This is a genomic window from Phycisphaerales bacterium (genome assembly GCA_016716475.1).
In the GTDB taxonomy this organism is placed as follows: domain Bacteria; phylum Planctomycetota; class Phycisphaerae; order UBA1845; family Fen-1342; genus JADJWG01.
The window spans coordinates 1,450,056-1,471,897 of sequence record JADJWG010000001.1; the positions used below are offsets into that span (position 1 = coordinate 1,450,056).

Consider the following 21,842-nt stretch of genomic DNA (forward strand, 5'->3'; position numbering starts at 1 on the left):
GTCTACCGGGTGCCTGGCATGGGGTAAAGCATTCGAAGGCGCGCAGTTTCAGTGCTGCAACGGGATACAGCGTGGCAACCCATGGAAGTTCATCCTTCCTGCAACCGGATTCAGCATTCACCACAGCAGGCCTGTTGCTGGGTGCCTGTGGCGTACGATACGCTGCGGTACAACACTTCTCATTGCGAGGGCGCAGATGAATTCCACCGCCTATGACCGGATGTACCGGGAGTCCCTCGACAATCCGACCGCGTTCTGGGGTCGTGCCGCCGAGGAGATCCATTGGTTCAAAGCCCCGCAATGCGTGCTGGACGACCGTCGGCCGCCCTTTTACCGCTGGTTTGTCGGGGGGGAACTCAACACCTGCTACAACGCGATCGACCGGCACATTGAAGCCGGCCGCGGCGCGCAACCCGCGGTGATCTACGACAGTCCGGTGACCGGCACGGTGCAAGTGCTCACGTATCGTGAATTGCGCGACCGGGTGGCGCGGTTTGCGGGTGTCTTGCGGAGACACGGCGTGAGCGCGGGTGATCGTGTGATCGTGTACATGCCGATGATCCCGGAAACACTATGCGCCATGCTGGCCTGCGCGCGGCTCGGCGCAATTCACTCGGTAGTCTTCGGGGGCTTTGCACCGCAGGAACTGGCCAAACGTATCGAGGATGCCCGGCCCAAGCTGATCCTGAGTGCCTCGTGTGGCATCGAGGGCAAGAAGGTCATCGCGTACAAGCCACTGCTCGACGAGGCGCTGCGCATCTCTGCGCACCAACCCCACAAGTGCATCGTGTACCAGCGGCCACAGATGCACGCCGAGCTGGTGCCGGGTCGTGACCTGGATTGGAGCGAAGAGGTGGCCACGGCCGAGCCGGCGGCCTGCGTGCCGGTGGCCGCGACCGATCCGCTCTACATTCTGTACACCTCCGGCACGACGGGCATTCCCAAGGGCGTCGTACGCGACAACGGCGGGCATGCCGTGGCGCTGCAATGGACGATGCATGCCATCTACGACATGCGGCCGGGCGAAGTCTACTGGGCCGCTTCCGACCTCGGATGGGTCGTGGGACATTCCTACATCGTCTACGGTCCGCTGCTGTATGGTTGCACGACTGTGCTGTACGAAGGCAAGCCGGTGGGTACCCCCGACCCCGGTGCGTTCTGGCGCGTGATCGCTCAGCACGGGGTAAGAGCACTTTTCGCGGCACCGACTGCGCTGCGCGCCATCAAGCGGGAAGATCCCGAATGTCTGCACCGGGCGCGCTATGACCTGCGGGGGTTCCGGGCCCTGTTCCTCGCGGGCGAGCGCTGCGATCCCGACACACTGCAGTGGGCCGAGCAGCACCTGCGCGTGCGGGTCGTGGACCACTGGTGGCAGACAGAAACGGGCTGGGCGATCGCCGCCAACTGTCTCGGGCTGGCGCCACTGCCGATCAAGCCAGGTTCACCGACGCGTCCGACACCGGGCTACGACGTGCGGGTGCTGGATGAGTGCGGCGCAGCACTGCCGGCCGGGAAGCTGGGCAGCATCGTGGTGCGTCTGCCGTTGCCGCCGGGTTGTCTGCCAACGTTGTGGCAGAACGATGCGGGCTTCGTGGATTCCTACCTCGCCGCCTATCCGGGTTACTACCTCACGGGCGATGCGGGGTTGATCGACGAGGACGGGTACGTGTACATCATGGCCCGCACGGATGACATCATCAACGTGGCGGGCCATCGCCTGTCCACGGGGGGCATGGAGGAAGTCCTCGCAGCACATCCGAACGTTGCGGAATGCGCGGTCATCGGTGTGCAGGACGAGCTCAAAGGTGAGCTTCCGCTGGGTTTCGTCGTGCTCAAGGCGGGCGTCGAGCGTCCGGCGGCGGAGCTGGAACGCGAACTCGTGCAGATGGTCCGCGATCGGATCGGGGCGGTGGCCTCGTTCAAGCTCGTGACCATTGTGCCGCGACTGCCCAAAACCCGATCGGGCAAGGTGCTGCGTGGTACGATGAAGCGCATCGCCGACGGACAGCCGTATCAGACCCCGGCGACAATCGACGATTTGTCCGTGCTCGACGAGGTTCGGACGGCCTTGCGGGGGCTCGGCTTCGCGGGCGCTTCGGGCGGATCGCGGAGCCAGCTTTCCCCCAACCCTCCTGGCGCGTGAAAGACTCACTGCCATTCAGCGAGCCATGCGGTGCCACGGTTGGCTGATCGACATGCCCCCCGTGGGAATCTCATACGCTCAAATTCGCGCCCAGCTCTTGGCTCAGCGGCAACGTCGATATGCACAAACTCGACTCGGAGCTCAACACGCCAGGTCATGCGGGTGGGGAAGTGGTGGCGGTGCTCGACACGAATCAACTCTATGGCATGTCGCATTACATGGATGTCCTCCTGAAGCGGCCACGCGCACGATAGCGCGCTGGCGTGGTGGGACGGAGCGATGCTCCGTCCCACCGGCGTACCCGCCTACAGCTTCCGACGTGCACGTGCCCGGCCAAGGGCACCCAGCTTCTTCCACCTTTCACGCTCCGCCATCCACAACCGCACATCGTCGCGCCGGGCCTGGTAGCTCAGCTCGCGCCCGAGCTTCACATAGCTCGCGTAACGTGCGGGGGCCAGTGTGCCGGCGGCGAGCGCCGCACGCACCGCGCAGCCCGGCTCAACCTCGTGCCGGCAGTCGTGGAAGCGGCACTGCTCCGCGAGGGCGGTCACATCAGCGAATACCTGGTCAAGAGCGGCGGCGTCCGCCCAGAGCTGGAGCTCGCGCATGCCCGGTGTGTCGATGAGCACGCCGCCCGTGGGCAGCAGGAGCATTTCGCGCCGTGTGGTTGTGTGTCGACCGCGCTGGTCGTCCGCGCGCACCGCAGCGGTGCGCTGCCGCTCCGTACCCAGTAGCACGTTGATGAGTGACGACTTGCCCACACCGGACGATCCCAGGAGCGCGGTCGTGGTCCCTGGGCCAAGATACGGGCGCAACGCCTCGGCTCCGCGTGTCGCAGCCGCACTCACCGCAAGCACGGGGGTGCCGGGTGCGAGCCCCTCGACCGTGGCGACCCGTTCAGCGACGTTCGGGCATAGATCGGCCTTGTTCAGCACCACGACAGGTGCGGCGCCGCTCTCCCAGGCGAGCGTCAGGTAGCGCTCGATACGGCGTGGGTTGAAATCTCCGTCCAGGCCACTGACCAGGAAGACCGTGTCCAGATTCGCGGCGATCACCTGCTCATCCGCAGCGCCCTCTCCCACGCTCCTGCGGGAGAACAGCGTCCGGCGCGGCAGCACGCTCTGAATCACGGCGCCTTCACCCTCCACGGAGGAGACGGCGACCCAGTCGCCCACCGCGGGAAAATCAGCCCGGCGCGTCGCAGCGGCACGGAGCCGTCCACTGACCCGCGCGAGTTGCTCACCGATGTCGGTAAGAATGAAGTACGCCGCACGCTCTTCGCGGGCGATGCGCGCCGGGGTGCAGCCCGGCGGCGCGAATTCGTCAAACTGCAATTTCCAGTATTCAGACCAGCCCAAGGATGTCCTATCCATCGTGGGGAAAACCTCATATGCGGCGCTCGCTGCAAGGGAGCACACCGCGGATTGTGATTCAAACGGATACCACACCGATGCTGCGCACAGGAACAGCAAGTGCGCGCGGAATCGGCACGGAAACTGGAACGGGGAAGGCGCCTCGGGTGGGAAACTCAGACGGGTAGTGCTTGTCGGCCGTCACCGGGCGACAAGGCAGCGTTCAGGTCCGCGTCAGGCCGATACCCACCGGGGGCGCACCACGACGATGATCGCATGATCGGCAGTCATCCGGCAGTACCTCCACTGGGGGGAACAGCATGAATACAGTCAACGCTCAATGAGAAACACTAGCGATCGGCGCCATACACGTCAACTCGATTGCGGTGCAGCACGGATCGCCGGATTACCTGCATCTCGCCGCGGTGTCCAGCAAGGTGTGCGCATGGATAGTTTCTGCCCAGCGCAAGATCCGACGGACAAGGCAGCGGGAACGTATTTCTCGGCCCTGGCAGGAGAGAGGGGCTGTGGCCGGGCACGTGCCGCGACGCGCTCGTGCAGTCTTATCACCGTTCTATCAGAGAATCCGGATTTCGCTTGAACCCTACCTGCCCCACTTGTTACGCTCAGATAACCTGTTTGGAGAATCGTCCCGATTCACCAAAACCTAACCTGTTGCTCGTCATAGGCGAACGCGCTGCGGGTATTTTCAGCCGCTCGACCCCGCTGGCTTGTATGGGCCGCGCCAGCGGGGAGCGTACCACTGGGAAAGAGCGGCGGTCCGGATCATCAAGCGATAATCAGGAGGCGATGATGAAGTGGTGGCAGCAGGGTCTTGTGTTGGCATTGGCGGCGGGTGTGGCTTCAACCGCGTTCGCGGGGATCTACATCACCGAGTGGATGTACGACGGACAGGATGGCGAGTTCATCGAATTCACGAACCTGGGCGCCGCGCCGGTCGACTTCACCGGCTGGGGCTTCGTGGACAACAATTACCCGAATCTGGAGCGACGCTTTGATCTTTCGGGCTTCGGAAACGTACAGCCCGGCGAGGCGGTGGTGCTGACCGAAGCGGCCGAAGGTGACTTCCGCTCCGCCTGGGCGCTCGATCCGGCGATCAAGGTGGTTGGCTTGCTCGGCGCAAACCAGAACGGCTGGAACATCGGGCGCGCCGACAGCATCATCCTGCTGGACGCCAATGACAACATCGCGGATCGGCTGGACTACGGCGATCAGGCGTTCCCGGGCAGTATTCGCACACAGCGCATCAGCGGGAATCCGCTCACGCCGGCGGCGCTCGGCGCAAACGACCCGTACCTATGGGTGCTCTCGTTCGAGGGGGACGAGTACGGCTCGTACCGCTCCGTCAGCAACGACCTCGGCAACCCCGGCTACTTTGTTCCGGAGCCGGCGGCCTTCGTGCTGTTTGCTTTAGCCGCAGGCCTGCTTCGCCGTCGCTAGGAAATCAGAAGCGGGTGGGCGGCGCACTGCGTTGCCCCTGAGATGGAATGGGGGGGATCGATGCAACACCGCCCGTAAGGACCGATTCCAGGTCCAGCGGGCGGTGCTTTTCTGCGCGCCACCGCACCGGGGCCAGCGATGCGCGCCAGCCCAACGGCGCTGGTGCTCAGCGGGGGTTCCGTCGAAACGTGTCGGAGCCATGTGTAACGAACTTACACCCCTTGACTTCGAGCTCGACCCCATGCAATCTGTAATGAGTGAATAGATATTCATTATTGATCGCAGTCGTGGAGGATGGGAATGGCCAGGCCGGTCGAGAAACGGGAACACATCGAGCACGGCATGTTGACCGTCGTGGCCCGGAAAGGGTTGCGGGGGTCCACGATCCAGGAAATCGCGGAAGCGGCAAGTGTTTCTCCCGGCTTGCTTTATCGCTATTGGAAGAGCCGCGACGATCTCGCGGTAGAGGTCTATCGCAAGAACTACGCGGCGCTGACACAGCGGTTGGCCGGCTTGGCCTTGTCCGAGCGCGATGCGTCTCGACGGCTCGCCCTGCTCGTACGGGCCTTCCTGTCCTACGCAGACGAGCATCCCCTCGTGCTGCGCTTCCTCCTGCTGAGTCAGCACGACTTGGCGCGATCGGTCCCGACCGAATTCGGTGTACGGGCCATGGTGGAGCGCGTCCTGCGGGATGGCGTGGAACAAGGTACCTTCCGACCTGTTCCGCCTGGACTCGGGCTTCAGTTGCTGCTGGGGCTGGTGCTCCAACCGGTGGTGGGGGTGCTGTACGGAGACCTCCAGGGGCCCGTAAGTCAATACGGAGATGAAATTTGCGATGCATTCAACCGGTTGCTGCGGCCGTGAACCCCCTGGGCTTGCTACGGAACGTTGGGCTCGCAGGCGTATCGTTCGCGATGATGGGCCAGCAGGACCGCATCGCGATACGCGCCGCGTTTCCAGTGGCGGTCCGGGATGCGGCCGACCTCACGATAGCCGGCGTGCGCCAGCGCGCGCAGCGACGCCACGTTGGGCGCCATGACCTCGCTCAGCAATAGCCGTAAACCCAGCACCTCGAAGGCGTAGCGCGTACGCACCCGGATCGCATCGGTCCCGAAACCCTGTCCCCAGAATTTCCGCCGACCGATGAGAGTGCCTGTCTGGGCGGTCCCGTGCCGGTAGTCGATCTGATGTAGAGACGCCAAGCCGATATGTTCCTCCTCCTCGCTCAGCGTTTCGATTGCGAAGACCACGTCGGATGGGCTTGCCTGCCGGGCGTGACGCTCAAAGTACGCCTCTTCCTGCAAGCGTGTGATCGGAAAATCACCGACCAGTGTCCATTCGGTGACATAAGGATCGTTGACCCACCGGACGCAGTTCTGAAAATGCCGGTCCCGGTCGAGCGGCACCAGGCGCACTTTCTCACCCTCCCACCCGAAATGAATCGGCGTCGTCACAGCAGGAGCTCCGCGATCTGCACCGCGTTCAGGGCGGCGCCCTTCCGCAACTGGTCACCGGCACACATGAGTTGCAGCCCCCGGCCATCCGGCACACTGGGGTCACAACGCAAACGGCCGACGAGTACGTCGTCTGCCCCACTGGCCTCCAGTGGTGTCGGAAAGCGATTCGCCGCCGGTTCATCCACCAGTCTCACCCCCGGGGCGCGCGCCAGCACCGCGCGGGCGGCTTCCACGGTCATCGGAGCAGCAAACTCGAGCGCAAAGACTTCGGTGTGGGCGCGCTTTACCGGCACGCGCATGCACGTCGGTGCGATCCGCAGGGTCGCGTCGCCGAAGATCTTGCGTGTCTCGCAGATCAGCTTCGTTTCCTCCACGTTGTAGCCGTCCGATCCGACCGCACTGTTGTGGCTGAAGACGTTGAAGGCGCACGGGACCGGAAAAACCTCCGGGCGCGGCGGCTCCCCCGCAAGCACGGCGCGGGTCTGGGCTTCGAGCTCAGCCAAGGCGCGAGCTCCGGCACCGCTGGCCGCCTGATACGTTGCGACTACGACCCGGCGCAGTGGCACCAACTGATGCAGCGGCCACAGGACGATTGCCGCGATAATCGTCGAACAATTCGGGTTGGCGATCAAACCGTGATGCGCGTGCGCCGCCGCAGGGTTCACCTCCGGCACAACCAGCGGCACATCCGTATCCATGCGATAAGCCGACGAGTTGTCGATGACGAGGGCCCCGGCCGCGCGAGCCAGGGGGGCAAAAGTCCGGCTGATACCGGCACCCGCTGAAAAGAATGCACAATCAACACCCACGAAAGCATCCGCAGATACTTCGGCTACCCGCGCCGGACCGTGAACACCGGCGATGCTGGCACCCGCCGAGCGCGCCGAGGCAAGGTAGCGCACCTCCTGCGCCGGAAACCCTCTTGCGCTCAGCACGGCACAGAATTCAGCCCCCACGGCACCCGTAGCGCCGACGATCGCGATTGTCCGCACCGCAACAACTCCGATCCTGCAGAAATCTGCGCACCGGGCCTGGCCGGGAGGTGCTCTCCTCCGGTCCGGTGCGACGACGTATCCAGCAACCGGTGGGCATGATACCATCTTCCGGCGCACCGTCGTGCGAACTGACGGGCATGCAGCCCACGGGAGTGAAGCATGGGACGCTGGACGTACTATTCACCGTTGCTGATCGGCGTCATCCTGGTACTGTTGGTCAACGACACGATCCGGGCTGGACTCGGCACAATGGAGCCGGTCCAGCAGTGGTTGCGCGTGGCGGTGCTGGCCGTCGTGGTCGCCGTCCAGTGCCAGGTGCTGATGATTGGCGCACAGGGGGCCTTCGCCCAGGTGCTGCCCGTGCCGGGGGGGCGTTCCATCCGCGGGACCGGAGCCACCGCTGGCGGTTGGCTCCTGATCGTGTGGGTCGTGCTGAGTGTTGTGGCCGCCGTGCTCTATTCCGAGAGCGTGACCCTGGCGGCGTACATTTGCGGCGGTTCGGCGATAGCCGCACTGTTCGGATTCGGGATCGTGTACTTCTGGAGCGTTCCGACCGCCGTCGCCGATTTCGGCACTGAACGCTACCGGCTGGATTGACGGCTCCATGGCACGGGGCGCCACCCGCCCATGAGGATCCCTCCACGATGAACACCGATGTCGTCCGAGCACTGGTCGAACTCGCCGAACTCAGGCGCATGGTCCGCCTGACGTATCGGCGGAGTCTCTCCGCACTCCGGCCGGACCGGCGCATCGTGGAACCGTACAGTTTCGCCCATCATTTCAACGACATCGTGCTGCGCTGTTATCAGCACGAACCCGAGGCCGGATGGCGTTTTTTGCGACTTGCCCGCATCGACGCGGTGGAGGACGGCGGACAGGCGTTTCAGCCGCGCCGTAGAATCCACCTGCCGACAGAAGAGTTTCTCCCCGAGGCCCCTGCCACCTCTTCCCCATGGACACCTGAGCTGCGGGCCTATCGGGATTTGATCTACGACGCGCTGGCCGACGGAAAACTAACCGAAGAAGAACGCCTCAGCGCCCAGCAATTCGCGCTCGAACGCGGCATTCTCCTCTCGCAATTGCGGTTCGTGCATGCCGCCGTCTTTCACGAGTGCCTGGGACTCATCCTGGAGGATGGGGAAGTGGAGGACGACGAACGCGCTCAGTTGCGATTCCTGCACCGTGTACTGACCGCCCTGGGCTGGAGTGTGTCCGAAGGATGAAGGCCTCGCAACACACGCAGGGCGGCCGCCACAAAGTGCTTACCGCGAAGGCACTCGTGTTGCTTCTGAGCTTCGTCAGCGGGTCGGCGGGCGCCCAGCCGCAGATCGTGGATTTGGAGAACTGGACGCCACCGCCTGACCCACGGCCGGTGCTGGCCATCATGGGCTTCACGGCCGCACCCGAGAGCGATGAACGCGATCTGTGGATTCCGATCGCTTGCGAAGAACTGCTCGCCCGGCGACTGGTGCGTGCGCCGGGGGTGGTGGTCGTTCCAACCCTGCGGCTACAGCAGGCCCGGAGGGAACTGTCACTGACGGGTGACGAGCCACCGAATTGGGGTTCCGTGGCGGAGTTGCTGGGTGCGACACATTGGCTCCGCGCAACGTGCAGCGGAACTGGAGACCAGCTTACGATCGAGCTGCTCCTGCACGACCTGCGTCATCCGGAGGTCGTAACGGAAGTGCGGCTCCCGGCGGGTCGCCTCTTTGACCAGTTGGCGGCTGCCGTACGGTGGACCCTCGTGGCGCTGGGGGTGGGCACGGATCTGACCGAGGCGCAATGGGAGATGTTGACCGAGCCCGCTGCGCGGCGACCCGGCGCTGTGGAATACTACGCATTGGCTGTGCAGGCGGCGCGGTCCAACGATCTGCCTGGAGCGCTGCGTTGGAGCGGGTTGGCGCTGGATGCCGATCGGCGCTTCCGGGCCGCACTTCTGTTGCGCGCGCAGCTCGAAGCACAGGTCGGTCCGGAAGGGCGCGAGGATGCCACGCGGCGGCTGCGGGTGTTGAGTGATCTGGCACGACTCGCGGACGATCCCTTTGATCGCGTCCGCGCCGAGTTGGGCCTGAGTCTGCTGCTTCAGACTGTCGGCGGTTTCGAGGCGGCGTGTCAGCGCGCGGAAACCGCGCTGGCCCTGGCCGAGGAGTCCGGCGATGTCTACGGCCAGTTCACGGCGCTGACCGCGCTCTGCGATGCACACCTGTTACGCCCGTTTCCCGCGGACGACACGCTGACCGTCGATCAACGGGCCGGATTCGCGCGGTACCACGCCTGGCGGGCGGTGGAGTGGCAGCTCATTCTCGTGCGAATGCTCGAAGCACGCGGAGACCTCCTCGCAGCACTGCCGGCCATCAACAAGCTGGGCCTGATATACGACCGGCTGGACGAGGCGCAACGAGCGCAGGCGCGGCACAAGCAAACGCTGGCCCTTGCCGAGCGTGTCGGCACCCGCGCGCACCAGGCCACGGCCTGGCTGTACCTCGGCCAGTGGCATCGCCGGCATGAGCAGTGGCCGGAGGCGCTCGCGGCTTTGCGCAAGTGTTTTGAACTGGCGGAGGAAGGCACGCGACCGGCCGTGCGTATGGCCATGGGTGCGGTGTACCGGTCGACGGACCGACCGCGCGAGGCACTGGTCGAGTACGAGGCCGCCTATGCGGCGCTCCGGGACGGGGACGATCTGACCAGCCAGTTCGTATGCCTGCGCGAGCTGGCCGAGGTACGTGCGGCCGTTGGGCAGCGACGCGAGGCGGCGGACGCGCTGCGGGAGGCGTTGGACATCGCGCGGGTGCTCAAGTTACCGGAGCGCGAGGAAGTGGAGCGCGAGCTGGAAGCGCTGCGCTAGAAGTCCGCCGCTAGATATGCGGCGGACGGCTACGGACGCTGCCAAAGCTGCACGTCGGTCTGCTCGGCCGCTTCGATCCAGAGCGTGCTGCCGGTGTAGAAGAGAACATCCGACCGCTGCGAAAGCAATCCCAGGGCGCGCGGAATGCCGTCATAAGTCCAGAAGCAGGTGTCGCCCGAGCAGCCGAAGTAGATGAGCGGCAGAATCGGATTGCTCGAAAGCGCCTCGAGCGTGGCGCGGTTCTGGATCCAGGCCTGGTCATTCGGCCACAGGGGGTGGCAAATGCTCTGATCGACGAAGCGCGTATTGATGACACCGTTTACGAACGCGCATAGGTCGGCCGAACGTTGCTGCAGCCAGGCCTGCCGGCTGTGAACGCTGGGGAACCAGATGTACTCGATGTGCGGGGGCAGCGTTGAAAGGCCGGCGGCCAGTTGCGAGAAGTTGATCGTGGCGCCGCCGAACCAGTAGGACATGAGCGCCGTCTCGTTCTCCAGCACGAGTTGGTTGACGCCGGCGTTGGCGACCATCAGCGCTGCGGAGGTCGCAATGCGTTCCCAACCCAGGAGATTGTCAAAGGAGTTCGTACCCAGTCGCGGGGCCGTCTTGATACCTGGAATGATCTGCATATCCGGGACACGCTGCTTGAGCGTCGTGTAAAGCCATTCCCGCCCCGTGTTCGTCGTGACCACCGCCGTATGAGTCACTCGGCGCCACTTTTGCAAACCAGCCACGCAGTGCTCGATTTGGGCTTCGTCGGCCACGTTCACTTCCAGCCAGGGAATGATGAGCGGGGTCGTCAACGGCTTTTCCAGGTGCACCGTCACGCTGGCTGACAAGCCGGCCGTCGTCCCGATCGTAACCTTCGCCGTGTGGTCTCCCGTCACGAGTTCGAGCCGCTCCGCCGTCAAGGTCACCGTGATCGTCTCGGCTCCGAGCGTCCCGCTCGTCGTGCTGAGTGAGAGCCACGGCTGGTCGACCGCTAGAGTAAAGTCAAAGGCCGATCCCGTGTTCGCGAGCGTGAATCCGCGCGTCCAGCCGTCGGGGCCGAAGTGAACGGTGTCCGTGCTCAGCGTCAGAGTCGGTGCCGGTGGCGGCGGGGGCTCATCCGGATCATCCGGCACCGGGACGGTCATGATCAGGTTGACGATGTGGCTTTCGCCATTGCTCGCAGAGATGTTGACGAACCCGACGTACACACCGGGCGGCAGGTTGGCGCGCTGCACGAACACCACGACCGGATCGGGTTCGCCGGTGCTCGAACCCCCGGCAAGACTGATCGTGGCCCACGTCACGTCGGTCGCCACGGTGTAGTTCAGCGTACCCGTCCCGACGTTCGTAACGGCAAAGCCGCCAGCGGCCGCTTGCGCACCGAAGTTGAGCTCGATGACATCCACGTACAGAATCGGCGTATCTTCCCGCTGTTGCACGTCTCCGCGCACAATCGGGGTGATCGGATTCGTTACCACCTGCGGCACATGCGCAATTGAATCACCGTTGGGGGGTGGCGGTGGATTGTTCGTACCGCTGCCCGTTGGGGCCGGGTCCGACCCGCTCTGCGGCCGATCCCAGGTATCCAGCACAACAGGGTCAACGACGTTGCTGAGATCGCCTCCGCAACCGCCGAGGATGGCACCCGCCAGGAATACCTGGAGCATTGAGAGCACCAGGAGGGAGCGGACGGGGCGCGTGGAAAGCTTGATCATCCTTCGGATTCCTTCTCAGTCGTCGGACGGCACCCTCCCACGGTGACCCTCTGTCGGCCGACTGAAGCTCCGACAGTCCATAGGAAGGTTGGAAAACGGGGTAAGCTGGGTCAAGGCGATAAGTTGGCGCGGGGAACCGTGGAAGCTGAAACGGTTTGGGGCGGGCTGATTTCCGGACCGACACACGATGGCATGGAACTATAATCGCCCGGCCACGGCGGTTAGCCGACGCGCCGGTCTTTTTTCGTGATGTAGGTACATATGCACACAGTGGACTGGCCCGCAACCACGATCGCAGCACATGCCGAGCAGGCGCGCACTTACTTGGCCTCTGAGCTTGGCACCCGTGCGCCGACGGTGCTCCAGTTCGCAGCGGCGTTTGAAGAGCAGCCCCTGGAGGGCGAGGGCTCGGTCGCGCTTTTCCGCTTCGATCTACCGCCGGACGGGGGCACTTGTGCCAAGGAGCACACCGGACATTACGTCGTGGTGGGATGCACAGAACCCAACTACTTCCCGGCCTACGAACAGGATTCGGAGGGGGCGTACGATTTTCACATCGGGACGCGTTATGCCCTCGGCGTGGGCCTGGCGCGAGTGGCGTCTGAGCGGGAGCCCGCAACCGCCCGGCGGGCATTACAGCACTTGGTGAGCACCTGCAATCCCGGGATCGTGATCGAGCGCGAGGAACTCGCCGGACTCTTCGACACCGGCGCGCAGCTCTTCGCGGTGTACCGCCTGCGCTTGGCAGGACAGGAGGTCTACTGTCTCGGGGCCGATTGCCCGCCCGGCTTCTATTCCCTCACGAAGTATCCCCCCCAAGTGGTGCTGCGGTTGCACCTCGGTCGACTCATCCGGAACGAGGCACGGGATGAGGCCGAACATGCCGCCGCGCGGCGATTGTCGCGCGCCCGGGGCGGCGACTAACATGCGCGCAGGACGGAAGGCGGCGCGGGCCGCCGGGCGGAACCGTTCTTCGACTTTGCGACCCGCACGGGCGTACTGATGCGAAGGTATTTTGACAACGCGGCCACCAGCCATCCCAAACCACCGCAAGTGCTTGCCGCCGTGGTGCAATACTGCGAGAACATCCACGCCAGTGCCGGTCGCGGGGCCTACCGCGAAGCGCTTGCTTCCGAGCGCCTGCTGCAGCGCTGCCGTGACGCCCTCCGTCGGCTGTTCGGCTGTGCGCCGGACGTGCATGTTGTTTTTACCCTGAACGGTACGGACGCACTGAATCTCGCTCTCAAGGGACTGCTGCGGCCAGGGGATCACGTCGTAACGACGGTCATGGACCACAACTCGGTCCTGCGCCCCCTCAGTGCACTCGCTGCCCAGAGCGGCGTCGAGTGGACCACCGTCCCGGTCCATCCACTCACTACACAGCTGAATCCGGCAGACCTTGAGCAGGCCCTGCGACCGGAGACACGCCTGGTGGCGCTGAATCACGCGAGCAACGTAACAGGGGTCGTGCAGCCGCTCGCAGATGTCAGCGAGATCTGTCGGCGGAGGGGCGTGCGACTGCTGGTGGACGCGGCTCAGTCGGCGGGGCACCTACCGATCGACCTTGGATTGCTACCCGTGGATCTGCTGGCGTGCCCCGGACACAAGGGGCTCCTGGGGCCGCTGGGCACCGGCGTACTGCTCATCGGCGCTGAGGTGGCCACAGAGCTGCGCACCGTGCGCGAGGGCGGGACCGGCTCCGCCAGCGAGCTCCCGGTGCAGCCCGACATCTGGCCGGACCGCTTCGAAGCTGGCAGCCACAACGCGCCGGGGCTCGCGGGCCTGTTGGCGGCCGTGGAATGGCTGCTGGAGCGGGGCGTCTCCGCACTGCGCGCGCACGAACTGGAGCTTAGCCGGGTGTTGCAGGAGCGCCTCAGCGCGATCGACGGTTTGACCTGGTATGGCCCGCGCGATGCCCGTGAGCGTGTCGGGGTCTTCAGCATACGCATCGCCGGGCTCGAACCCGCGGAACTCTCCACCCTGCTCGAGGAGCAGTTCGACATCCTCTCGCGCAGCGGGTTGCATTGTGCCCCGCTGGCACACGCAGCCATCGGCACGCTTACGCTCGGCGGAACCACGCGCCTGTCGACCGGACCGTTTACCACTCCCGACGACATCGAGAGCGCCGCGATCGCTCTGGAGCGCATCACACGCGGCGCGGTGCTGGCATCGGCCGGCAACTGAACGCACCTGCTGCCTGCCGCGTCCACCGCTGCCCGGCGCTACCCGTTCGTCGGCCGCAGGCCCTGCGGTGTCGGCATGAAGCGCAGCGGCTCATGGAACTGCCCTTGTGTCCATGCAGAGCGGTCCTGCAGCGCCTGGCCCCACTTCGCCGTGTTTTCTTCGGCACTCAACAGGTCCGGCCAATCCGAGTAGGCATCGGCAATTGTCTCGTCGGTTAGGTAGTGGATGTAGAACGTGCGGCGCCTGCTGGCCGACTTGTTCTCCTTGGAGCCGTGTACGACCGCGACATGGTGGAACATCGCGTCGCCGGGTTCCAGTTCGAGCGGCACTGCACCAGGCAGGTCCCAGCCGTGCTCAGCGACCATTTTGTCCACGTCGACCGTGCCATTACGGTGTGTCCCGGGAATGGCGAACAGCCCGCCGTTGTCGCGATTGGACGGCTCCAGGTAGATGTCCGTCGTGAAGTTCGGGATCGGGTGCGTGGTGGACCGTCCTCGGTTCGTGTGCCCGCCGCTGGACCAGTAGAGATAAGGGATGTCCTGGTGCCAACGCACAGCCGCCCCTTCGTATGGCAGCTTGTAGACGAGATTGCCGCCCCGCGGCCAGAACGGCCGCTCGAGGATCTGCCAGGCGTTGTTGAGCAAGGTTTCGGCCACGGCCATCTGGGCGAAGATCGGATCCTGGGAGTAGAGGCGCTCGACACGGTGGAAAGAGAAAGCACCGTCGTCCTTCTCGCGATAGACGTAATGATCGACGGGGTGTTCGATCCAGTCCTTGTTGACGCGGTTGGCCTGATCGAGGTAGCCCGCCCGCTGAACCTTCGCGAGTGCGTCGGCCTGAAGGCGATCGGCCGCGGCACGCATCGCGTCAAGGTCACGTTGGGGGATGATTCCCCGCATAATGAGAAAGCCGTTTTCATGAAAAAAGCGAACTTGATCCGGCGTAAGCATAACGAACAACTCCTGAGATCGAGCGCGGAGAATGCGGTGCCTGAACCCGTTCAGTGAGGATAGTCCAACGATGGCGGAATGCCAACGGTTCCCGCGCCTCTGCCCCCCGACCCGCCAGACCAGCGGAACCGCAACCGGGTAGCGGGCACGCTCCTGCCGGTCGCGCGGGAGCCGCGCGAACTCCCCCCTTCGCCGAGCTTCCACATGCGGCCCCCAAGGGGGTGTGCGCGCCGTGGAGGCCTCCTCGGGGAAGATTTTTCGGACCCGACGGAATCTGCGCAGTCATCCTCAGGTAGTTCGAAGAACCAACCGATGGAACCGACGGCAGGCGGGGCTCACATCCGCTGCCGAGCCCATGTGGAGGTTCAACCGATGTTGGCTACCGCTACCCGAAGATCCCGTTCCAGCCCTCGCAGCAAGCCGGTTGAGGAGCTGATTCCGACCCTCAGCGGACCAACCGAGGAAGAGATTCGAGAACGGGCTTACCAGATTTTCATCTCCCGGGGAGGTACCCCGGGAAACCCGGAATGGGACTGGCAGCAAGCCGAGCTCGAACTCCGGGCCCGCTTTGCGCTGCTGGGGCGACCGTAGCCAGGACGGTGAATCGCCGGTGAGCGACGGCGCGTTGCCGCCGGTGCGAGTGATCCAGAGCCGACTCCCCACCCGTGCGCGTGGCGCCGCGCGGGTGGGGAGTTTGCATGGCGGGCCACAGCCGGCGTCGGGGCCGTGGTGCAAGCTACCCGGTCCAGCCCTCAATCCTCGCGGGCGAGGGTCGCCTTCTCGGCGGTCGGCAGGGCCGCGTAGAGCAATAGGTTCTGCATGATGCGCAGGGTGGCTTCGGGCTCATATCCGACCAGGTCATACACTTGCGTACCGAGCAGGCCGGCGGACAAATCCAGCGGCGAATAGATGACTTGCAGGCGTCGCCGGGTCCCGAAGGTGAGCAGGGGCGGAAACGTCTGTCCGCGTGCCATGCGACGCGCATTGCGTCGGAATGCCACCGTGCTGAGGTCCACCGCATCGGGGATACCGGCTCCTGTCACGATGTAATCCGTCGATCGGAGGGCGCGTGGCTCGGACCGTGTGGCGGCACGCAGTTCGGATTCGAGCGCTTCTACAAAGCCCGGCGTTGCGCCGGCGGCATCCGCGAGGAGCGTACCGCCCGAGTTGAGAAAATGGCGCAGTCCGCGGCGTTCCTCATCAGAGAGTGTGAATGGGCCGGTGCCGGTGATGTGGGCGATCGAAAAGTTGCTCAGCACCTCCGAGTCGAAGCGGATGCCGGACGTCACAAGCAGGTTGGTGCGAACTCTGTTGTGGAGGTGCGCACGCAGACGCGTCCAGCCGTATGGTTCCGGATCCCACGGGCCGTCGTACGCGATCCGCGCCATGGCAATGGTGCGGGTGGGCGCCGTGTTCTCGAGTGCGATGTTGGGCGTCTGCAGGCGACTGCGCGAAAAGACCTTGTCAGTCGCGTACAGGAACACATTCGCCGCCAGTTCGAAATCGCGAAGCTGAGCCCCGCGCGGCACCGCCCGGCTCCAGGTTTGTGCCAGGTCGCGATCGAGCAGCAGCAGCAGGGTACGCACTCCGTTCGCCACCTCGAGCAGTGGGTAGTCGCCTTCCAGCGGGAACTGTACGACGCCAGAGAGCAGCGGGTGCTCCGCCGACACGGGTCGCAGCGTGAGTTCCGGAAACGCCTGCCGGGCCAGCTCTTCAATGCTGCGCCGGAAAGTTCCGCTGGCATCACCCGAGACGGCAAACACCAGGCCCCCGCGCAGACAGTACTCACGGATTTTCTGCGCCTCCACCGGCGTGTATTCCGTGCGACCGGTGCCGTACAGGTACAACACCGGCGCTTCCAGCAACTCGTCGAGCGTGCTGTCGAGCTTCACGATCTGCCAGTTCATCAAACGTTCGAAACTGCGGCTGAAATAGCGCGTCAGGCCAGCGACATCACGCGGTTGCGCGTTCCAGCCCGCGCCGTGTTCGAGCTTGTTGAACGTGAGCGGGGCACGCCCGTGACACAGAACCATCAGGGCAAACGCCGTGTTGCGGAACTCGGTCATGTCGCCGCCGGTGCCTTCCCACGAGCCACCCGGACGCTGCTGCCGCAGGAGCCATGCCGCGCTGGCCCGAAACCACTCCTTGCCCGCGAAGGATTTGTACCCGCTCGCCCGGCCCGCCCGCTCAATGCCGTAGAGATAGTAGAAATGCCACTCATTCCCGGCCTGCTCGGGGTCGAAGCTGCGCCCCAGCCAGCGCAGCCCGGTGTCCACCGCGGCCTGAACTTCCGCGCCCTCGCGCGGGTCGCGCGTGAAGCGCTGATCCAGCACCACGAACAGCGACGCGACTCCCGCGGCCGTCATGCTGCCGGTGCTGTCTTCTCGTTCCATATACCCCCAGCCACCGTCCGCATTCTGGCTGCGGAGCCAATATCGCCCGACCAGGTCCCAGTAGCTGTCGGGTACGGCAACGCCGGCCTCTGCGGCCATCCACACGCCGAGTACGCCAAACTGGCTGTTGGAATTGTCCCAGCGCCGCAACGTGCCATCCTCGGCCGCGAGATAGTCGTACGCACCCGCGCCCTCTCCTTGGCGTCCCATGGCACTGACCAGCCAGGTGACGTCCGCTTCGAGCCGTGAGCGATGCATGCGATCGGGCAACAGTGCGAGCGCATGGGCCCGGGTACCGAAGGCGTAGGTGCTCTTGAGCGTTTGTGAATTCAGCCAACCGAGGGCGCGGCCGATTTCATCGCCGCGCGGGTCCTCGCCGGCGTACAGCAGCGCAAGCAGGGCGAGAGCGGTATCGCCGCCGTAGTGCTGATGCCCCTTGTCATGCTGCTCCCAGAATTCACCGGTCGCCTTGCTTTTGATCCAAGCGACCGCGCGCTGAACCGCATCCTCCACCCGGGCATCGGTAACGGTGGGGTCGCTGGCAACGGCGACAGGACCCGTGACCACGCTGACCAGAATGAGGCCGTGCATGATCGGACGGGTGACGGGCAAGCGTCGCTTTGGCATGCGCGGGTTCTCCCGGCGGGGCGGGCGCGGTTTGCTTCCACCCTGGTGGCTGCGTAAAATCCGCAGTTCTGATACTTACCTGTCCCGATCGACCACCGCGGGTAAGCGGAGTCCGCTCCTTGGCAGACGGATTGGAAGATAGCCAAATCTGCCGGTTGGCGGTAGAGCGCCAACTGGTAACAGCCGAAGAGCTGCGCGCCGCGGTCGACCAACAACGGCAGTTGGTTCGTGGGGGACGCGAACGGCCGCTCATCGACGTGCTGATCGATCTCGGATTTCTCACGCGCACGCAGTTGCTCCGGTTGCACGGCACGAACGACGACTCGGGCGGTCGGCCGGCACAGCAGATTCCGGGTTATCAGATCGTGAACAAATGCGGGGCGGGGGCCATGGCGGTCGTGTACCGGGGGAAGCAACTCAGTCTGGACCGCACGGTGGCCATTAAGGTGCTGCCGAAACGGCTCAGCAAGAACGCGGAATTCGTGGACCGCTTCTACCGCGAGGGGCGGGCGGCCGCCCAGCTCAATCACCCGAACATTGTGCAGGCCATCGATGTCGGCGAGGCGAACGGCTTCCACTACTTCGTCATGGAGTTCGTGGAGGGTTGCACGGTCTATGACGAAATCGCCGACGGTAAAGTCTACAGCGAGCAGGAAGCGATTGAGATCATCACACAGATCGCCAAGGCGCTGGCGCACGCCCACGCGCGCGGCTTCATTCACCGCGATGTGAAGCCCAAGAATATCATGCTCACGACGGAGCGGATTGCAAAGCTCGCCGACATGGGTCTCGCTCGCGAAGCGACCGATCACGAGGCGGCCCTGGCCGAAGCCGGAAGGGCCTACGGCACCCCCTACTACATCGCCCCCGAGCAAATCCGTGGCGAGGTCGACATTGACCATCGCGTCGACCTCTATTCGCTCGGCGCAACCTTCTACCACATGGCCACCGGTCGCGTTCCCTTTGAAGGGCCCACGCCGTCGGCCGTCATGCACAAGCACCTGCGCGAGCCGCTCGTCCCTCCGGACCACATCAACACGCAACTTTCCTCGGGCTGCGGTGCGATGATCGAAATGCTCCTCGCAAAGAACCGCGACGATCGCTATCCGAGCGCCCGGGAACTGCTCACGGACCTGGAGTGCCTGGCGCACCGCAGGCCGATGCGGCACGCGCAGCACCACGTTTCCGCGGACGCCTTCGACCAGCTCTCCTCCGGGCAGGCGATCGCCTCCGAGCCGAGCCGTGCGCTGCAGAACGCGTCCGACCCCGGCGTGCCGGCGGTTGTAGTGATCGTGCTCGCGGGCGTCCTCGCGCTGAGCGTACTGATCAACCTCATCCTGCTTGTCACCCGCTGAACGCTCGGGCGCCGCTTTCAGGTTGACATCCCGCGCACCAGCAGGCCGGCCAGCGAAAAATAGAGCACGAGGGTGACGACATCGGCCGTGGCCAGCACGATCGGCCCGGCCGCGATGCGCGGATCTCCACGCAACATCCGAATCGCCGTCGGCAGCAGGACCCCCAGTACGCAAGCCGTGGCGACCGACAGCAGAATGGTGCTGCCGATGGTCAGAGCGACCCAGGGCTGTTGATGCCAGACCAGCGCCACCAGGCCAACGAGTGCACCCGTACCCGTCCCGAGCAGAAGGGCTGTCAGAAACTCGCGTCCGGTGGCGCGCAGGATGAACCGGAAGTCGCATTTCTGTTCATGCAGGGCCTGCAGCGTGAGCGTCATCGACTGCATGCTCACACTCTCCGCCAGGGCCAACACCACCGGGATGAACAGCGCCAACACGACCACCAGCGCCGCATCCAGTTGCCCGGTGTAAAGTCCCGAGAGCAGGGCGCAGATCGTTCCGCCGGCCACATTGCAGAGCAACCAGGGGAAGCGCTGGCGGAAACTTTCCCACGGAGCAATCGTACGCGTCTGGGCCAACCGCACACCGATGAGCTGAAAGACGTCATCGGACGACTGTCGCTCGGTGAGGTCGAAGATTTCGTCCGTGAACAGGCCCACATCTACCAGTCCGAGCATATGCCCGCTCGGATCGACCACCGGAAAGGCCAGCAGTCGGTGCATGACGAAAAACTCGCACGCAAGCAGGAGGGTGGCGCTCTGCGGCAGCGAGATCACGTTCTTGTGCATGAGGGCATCGAGCCGTTGTTCCGGTTCGCCCATCAGCAGCCGACGTGTCGGCAGGACCCCAACGAGTTTGTCGGTGGCATCGACCACGTAAAAATACACCACCCGCTCGCCCAGACTCTGGGTACGCAAACCTGCCAGCGTCTCGGCTACCGTCTGGTCGGCCCGTAGCGCGACATAATCCTTGCGCAGGAAGTCGAGCACCGGACGGTCGAGTTTGTCCCTGGTGGTGGCATCCGGCATAGCGAGACCATGGGTGGAAACAGACCTGGGCGCCCCGCCCGCGGCGGAACTGGGTGGGCACTATAACAAAAAGGGGGACAGAGAGATGCGGCGCAGCTTACCGTCGCCGTGCGCGGCCTGGCACAGGGCTGGTGGCGGGCCGGCCTACGGATCTGACCACAGGTCCGCCAAGGGGTCGTAGCCCTTGATTCGGAAGGGCGAAGGTCGCCACAAACGCGCACCACGGTCGTAATATGCCTCCGTCAGTGCGGCTTTGATCAAGCCCTCATCCGCAAGTGCGGGGTCGTACAGGAGCCGGACACGGGCTGGACCCGGACCGGGCCAGGCCTCCATCCGCAGCGCTCCAGGCACAGCCAGGTCGTCGTCACGTTCCAGCAGGTACACGAGCAGGGACGCGCGCCCCCGGCAGGTCAGGTCGTACACGGCCAATTCGACCTCCGCCGTCTGTGGCGGAAGTACGCCGCGGGTGTGTACGAAAGATGGCAGCGGAAACGCGTAGCTGGCTGCAACCGCGACACCGACGCACAGCAGCAGTGCGGCGACCAGCACACCCTGCGACCAGCCGCGCGCGCCGCCGGCGGGCCCCCAACGCAGCGCCCCCGCACCGACCGGCGGACAGGCGCGCACACAGTTCAGGCACGCCAGGCAGCGGGCATGCGCCACGTGATCGACCGTGTCGACTGGAATCTCCATGGGGCAGACCCGCGCGCAGGCCGTACAGCCGATGCAGCGCTCCGCGTCGCGGTGCACTCGCGTGACCCCGAAACGCGCCACCGGGTTCAACACCGCCGCGAGCGGACACAGCCAGCGACAGAACGGCATGACGACGAACGCCGAGCCAAGCACGATGGCACCCGCGACGACATATGCCCAGAAGGTGATATCCTCCCCGTGCCGGCTCAACAGGGCATAACAGGGATCGTAGCCGCGGAAGACCAGTTCGCTGGTTCGCCACGTAAAAACGAGGATCACCGCGAGAACACCGTATTTCAGCAGCGCGAGGATCTTGTCGAGCACCGGCCGTACTCGCCGCGGCCGCAAGCCAAGCCGCCGCGCAGCGCTCTGAATCCACTCGGACAAAGCCCCCAGCGGGCATACCCAGCCGCAGAACGCCCGCCGTAGCAGCACGGTCATGACCAGAACGCCACCCAGGATGTACAGGTTGGAAATCCCGAGTGAGCAGATCAGGTTGCCATCGCGTACGTAGGCGTAGAAGGTCTCGATCCCGCCAAACGGGCACCACCGCTCGGCGTTGCCCCCGACGAAGAATACTCCCACCAGCGTAAGCGCAACAAATCCGGACTGGACGACGCGACGGGTGAGTGTGGCCTGAACACGCTGCACAG

General features: G+C 64.8%; 18 protein-coding genes. 10 read left to right on the plus strand and 8 right to left on the minus strand.

Annotation, left to right across the window (positions count from 1 at the left end; translation table 11 throughout):
- The first annotated feature begins 196 nt into the window (after positions 1-196).
- Entirely contained in the window at positions 197-2,143 is a 1,947-nt protein-coding gene (locus tag IPM18_05985) for a propionyl-CoA synthetase (protein ID MBK9119137.1), read from the plus strand.
- 305 nt (positions 2,144-2,448) lie between these two features.
- Here IPM18_05985 and rsgA read toward each other — a convergent pair whose 3' ends face one another.
- Complete coding sequence (gene rsgA, locus IPM18_05990; GenBank protein MBK9119138.1) at positions 2,449-3,516, minus strand: ribosome small subunit-dependent GTPase A; 1,068 nt, start codon at positions 3,514-3,516, stop codon at positions 2,449-2,451.
- 792 nt (positions 3,517-4,308) lie between these two features.
- Between rsgA and IPM18_05995 the strand changes: the two genes are divergently transcribed.
- Both IPM18_05995 and IPM18_06000 read left to right on the plus strand, forming a co-directional pair.
- Complete coding sequence (locus IPM18_05995; protein ID MBK9119139.1) at positions 4,309-4,956, plus strand: lamin tail domain-containing protein; 648 nt, start codon at positions 4,309-4,311, stop codon at positions 4,954-4,956.
- Between the two features lie 300 nt (positions 4,957-5,256).
- Entirely contained in the window at positions 5,257-5,820 is a 564-nt protein-coding gene (locus IPM18_06000; GenBank protein MBK9119140.1) for a TetR/AcrR family transcriptional regulator, read from the plus strand.
- Between the two features lie 14 nt (positions 5,821-5,834).
- Here the strand turns inward: IPM18_06000 and IPM18_06005 are convergent, their stop codons facing one another.
- Both IPM18_06005 and IPM18_06010 read right to left on the minus strand, forming a co-directional pair.
- Positions 5,835-6,410 (minus strand): GNAT family N-acetyltransferase, encoded by a 576-nt coding sequence (locus IPM18_06005; protein MBK9119141.1) that lies wholly within the window; start codon positions 6,408-6,410, stop codon positions 5,835-5,837.
- Positions 6,407-7,513, minus strand: a complete 1,107-nt coding sequence (locus IPM18_06010) for an aspartate-semialdehyde dehydrogenase (protein ID MBK9119142.1) — start codon at positions 7,511-7,513, stop codon at positions 6,407-6,409. The genes IPM18_06005 and IPM18_06010 overlap by 4 nt, the downstream gene beginning before the upstream one ends.
- A gap of 54 nt (positions 7,514-7,567) precedes the next feature.
- Between IPM18_06010 and IPM18_06015 the strand changes: the two genes are divergently transcribed.
- The 3 genes from IPM18_06015 to IPM18_06025 are packed head-to-tail and all read left to right on the plus strand — an operon-like array spanning position 7,568 to position 10,253.
- Positions 7,568-8,005, plus strand: a complete 438-nt coding sequence (locus IPM18_06015; GenBank protein MBK9119143.1) for a hypothetical protein — start codon at positions 7,568-7,570, stop codon at positions 8,003-8,005.
- 47 nt (positions 8,006-8,052) lie between these two features.
- A complete protein-coding gene (locus IPM18_06020) occupies positions 8,053-8,631 on the plus strand; it encodes a WYL domain-containing protein (GenBank protein MBK9119144.1) in 579 nt (192 codons plus the stop codon).
- Positions 8,628-10,253, plus strand: coding sequence for a tetratricopeptide repeat protein (locus IPM18_06025; GenBank protein ID MBK9119145.1), 1,626 nt, complete (start codon positions 8,628-8,630; stop codon positions 10,251-10,253). Before IPM18_06020 ends, IPM18_06025 begins: the two co-directional genes overlap by 4 nt.
- Before the next feature lie 29 nt (positions 10,254-10,282).
- Here IPM18_06025 and IPM18_06030 read toward each other — a convergent pair whose 3' ends face one another.
- Positions 10,283-11,959 carry a BACON domain-containing protein gene (locus tag IPM18_06030; GenBank protein MBK9119146.1) on the minus strand — a complete coding sequence of 559 codons (1,677 nt, stop codon included), beginning with the start codon at positions 11,957-11,959 and terminating at the stop codon, positions 10,283-10,285.
- A 261-nt stretch (positions 11,960-12,220) separates the two neighbouring features.
- Here IPM18_06030 and IPM18_06035 point away from each other — a divergent pair, with 261 nt between their 5' ends.
- On the plus strand, positions 12,221-12,883 hold the full coding sequence (locus tag IPM18_06035; protein MBK9119147.1) for a hypothetical protein: 663 nt from the start codon (positions 12,221-12,223) through the stop codon (positions 12,881-12,883).
- A gap of 75 nt (positions 12,884-12,958) precedes the next feature.
- On the plus strand, positions 12,959-14,143 hold the full coding sequence (locus IPM18_06040; GenBank protein MBK9119148.1) for an aminotransferase class V-fold PLP-dependent enzyme: 1,185 nt from the start codon (positions 12,959-12,961) through the stop codon (positions 14,141-14,143).
- A gap of 38 nt (positions 14,144-14,181) precedes the next feature.
- Here the strand turns inward: IPM18_06040 and IPM18_06045 are convergent, their stop codons facing one another.
- On the minus strand, positions 14,182-15,093 hold the full coding sequence (locus tag IPM18_06045; protein MBK9119149.1) for a phytanoyl-CoA dioxygenase family protein: 912 nt from the start codon (positions 15,091-15,093) through the stop codon (positions 14,182-14,184).
- Positions 15,094-15,465: 372 nt separating this feature from the next.
- Here IPM18_06045 and IPM18_06050 point away from each other — a divergent pair, with 372 nt between their 5' ends.
- On the plus strand, positions 15,466-15,684 hold the full coding sequence (locus IPM18_06050) for a DUF2934 domain-containing protein (GenBank protein MBK9119150.1): 219 nt from the start codon (positions 15,466-15,468) through the stop codon (positions 15,682-15,684).
- 161 nt (positions 15,685-15,845) lie between these two features.
- On the opposite strand, the gene IPM18_06055 is transcribed toward IPM18_06050, so the two are convergent.
- On the minus strand, positions 15,846-18,113 hold the full coding sequence (locus tag IPM18_06055; protein ID MBK9119151.1) for a DUF4159 domain-containing protein: 2,268 nt from the start codon (positions 18,111-18,113) through the stop codon (positions 15,846-15,848).
- Between the two features lie 119 nt (positions 18,114-18,232).
- Here IPM18_06055 and IPM18_06060 point away from each other — a divergent pair, with 119 nt between their 5' ends.
- The gene (locus IPM18_06060) at positions 18,233-19,468 is read left to right on the plus strand and encodes a serine/threonine protein kinase (protein ID MBK9119152.1); all 1,236 of its coding nucleotides are present in this window, start codon (positions 18,233-18,235) and stop codon (positions 19,466-19,468) included.
- A 17-nt stretch (positions 19,469-19,485) separates the two neighbouring features.
- Here IPM18_06060 and IPM18_06065 read toward each other — a convergent pair whose 3' ends face one another.
- Together IPM18_06065 and IPM18_06070 are read right to left on the minus strand one after the other, a co-directional pair.
- Entirely contained in the window at positions 19,486-20,370 is an 885-nt protein-coding gene (locus IPM18_06065) for a magnesium transporter (protein MBK9119153.1), read from the minus strand.
- A gap of 270 nt (positions 20,371-20,640) precedes the next feature.
- Positions 20,641-21,840 carry a 4Fe-4S binding protein gene (locus IPM18_06070; protein ID MBK9119154.1) on the minus strand — a complete coding sequence of 400 codons (1,200 nt, stop codon included), beginning with the start codon at positions 21,838-21,840 and terminating at the stop codon, positions 20,641-20,643.
- Positions 21,841-21,842 lie beyond the last annotated feature (2 nt).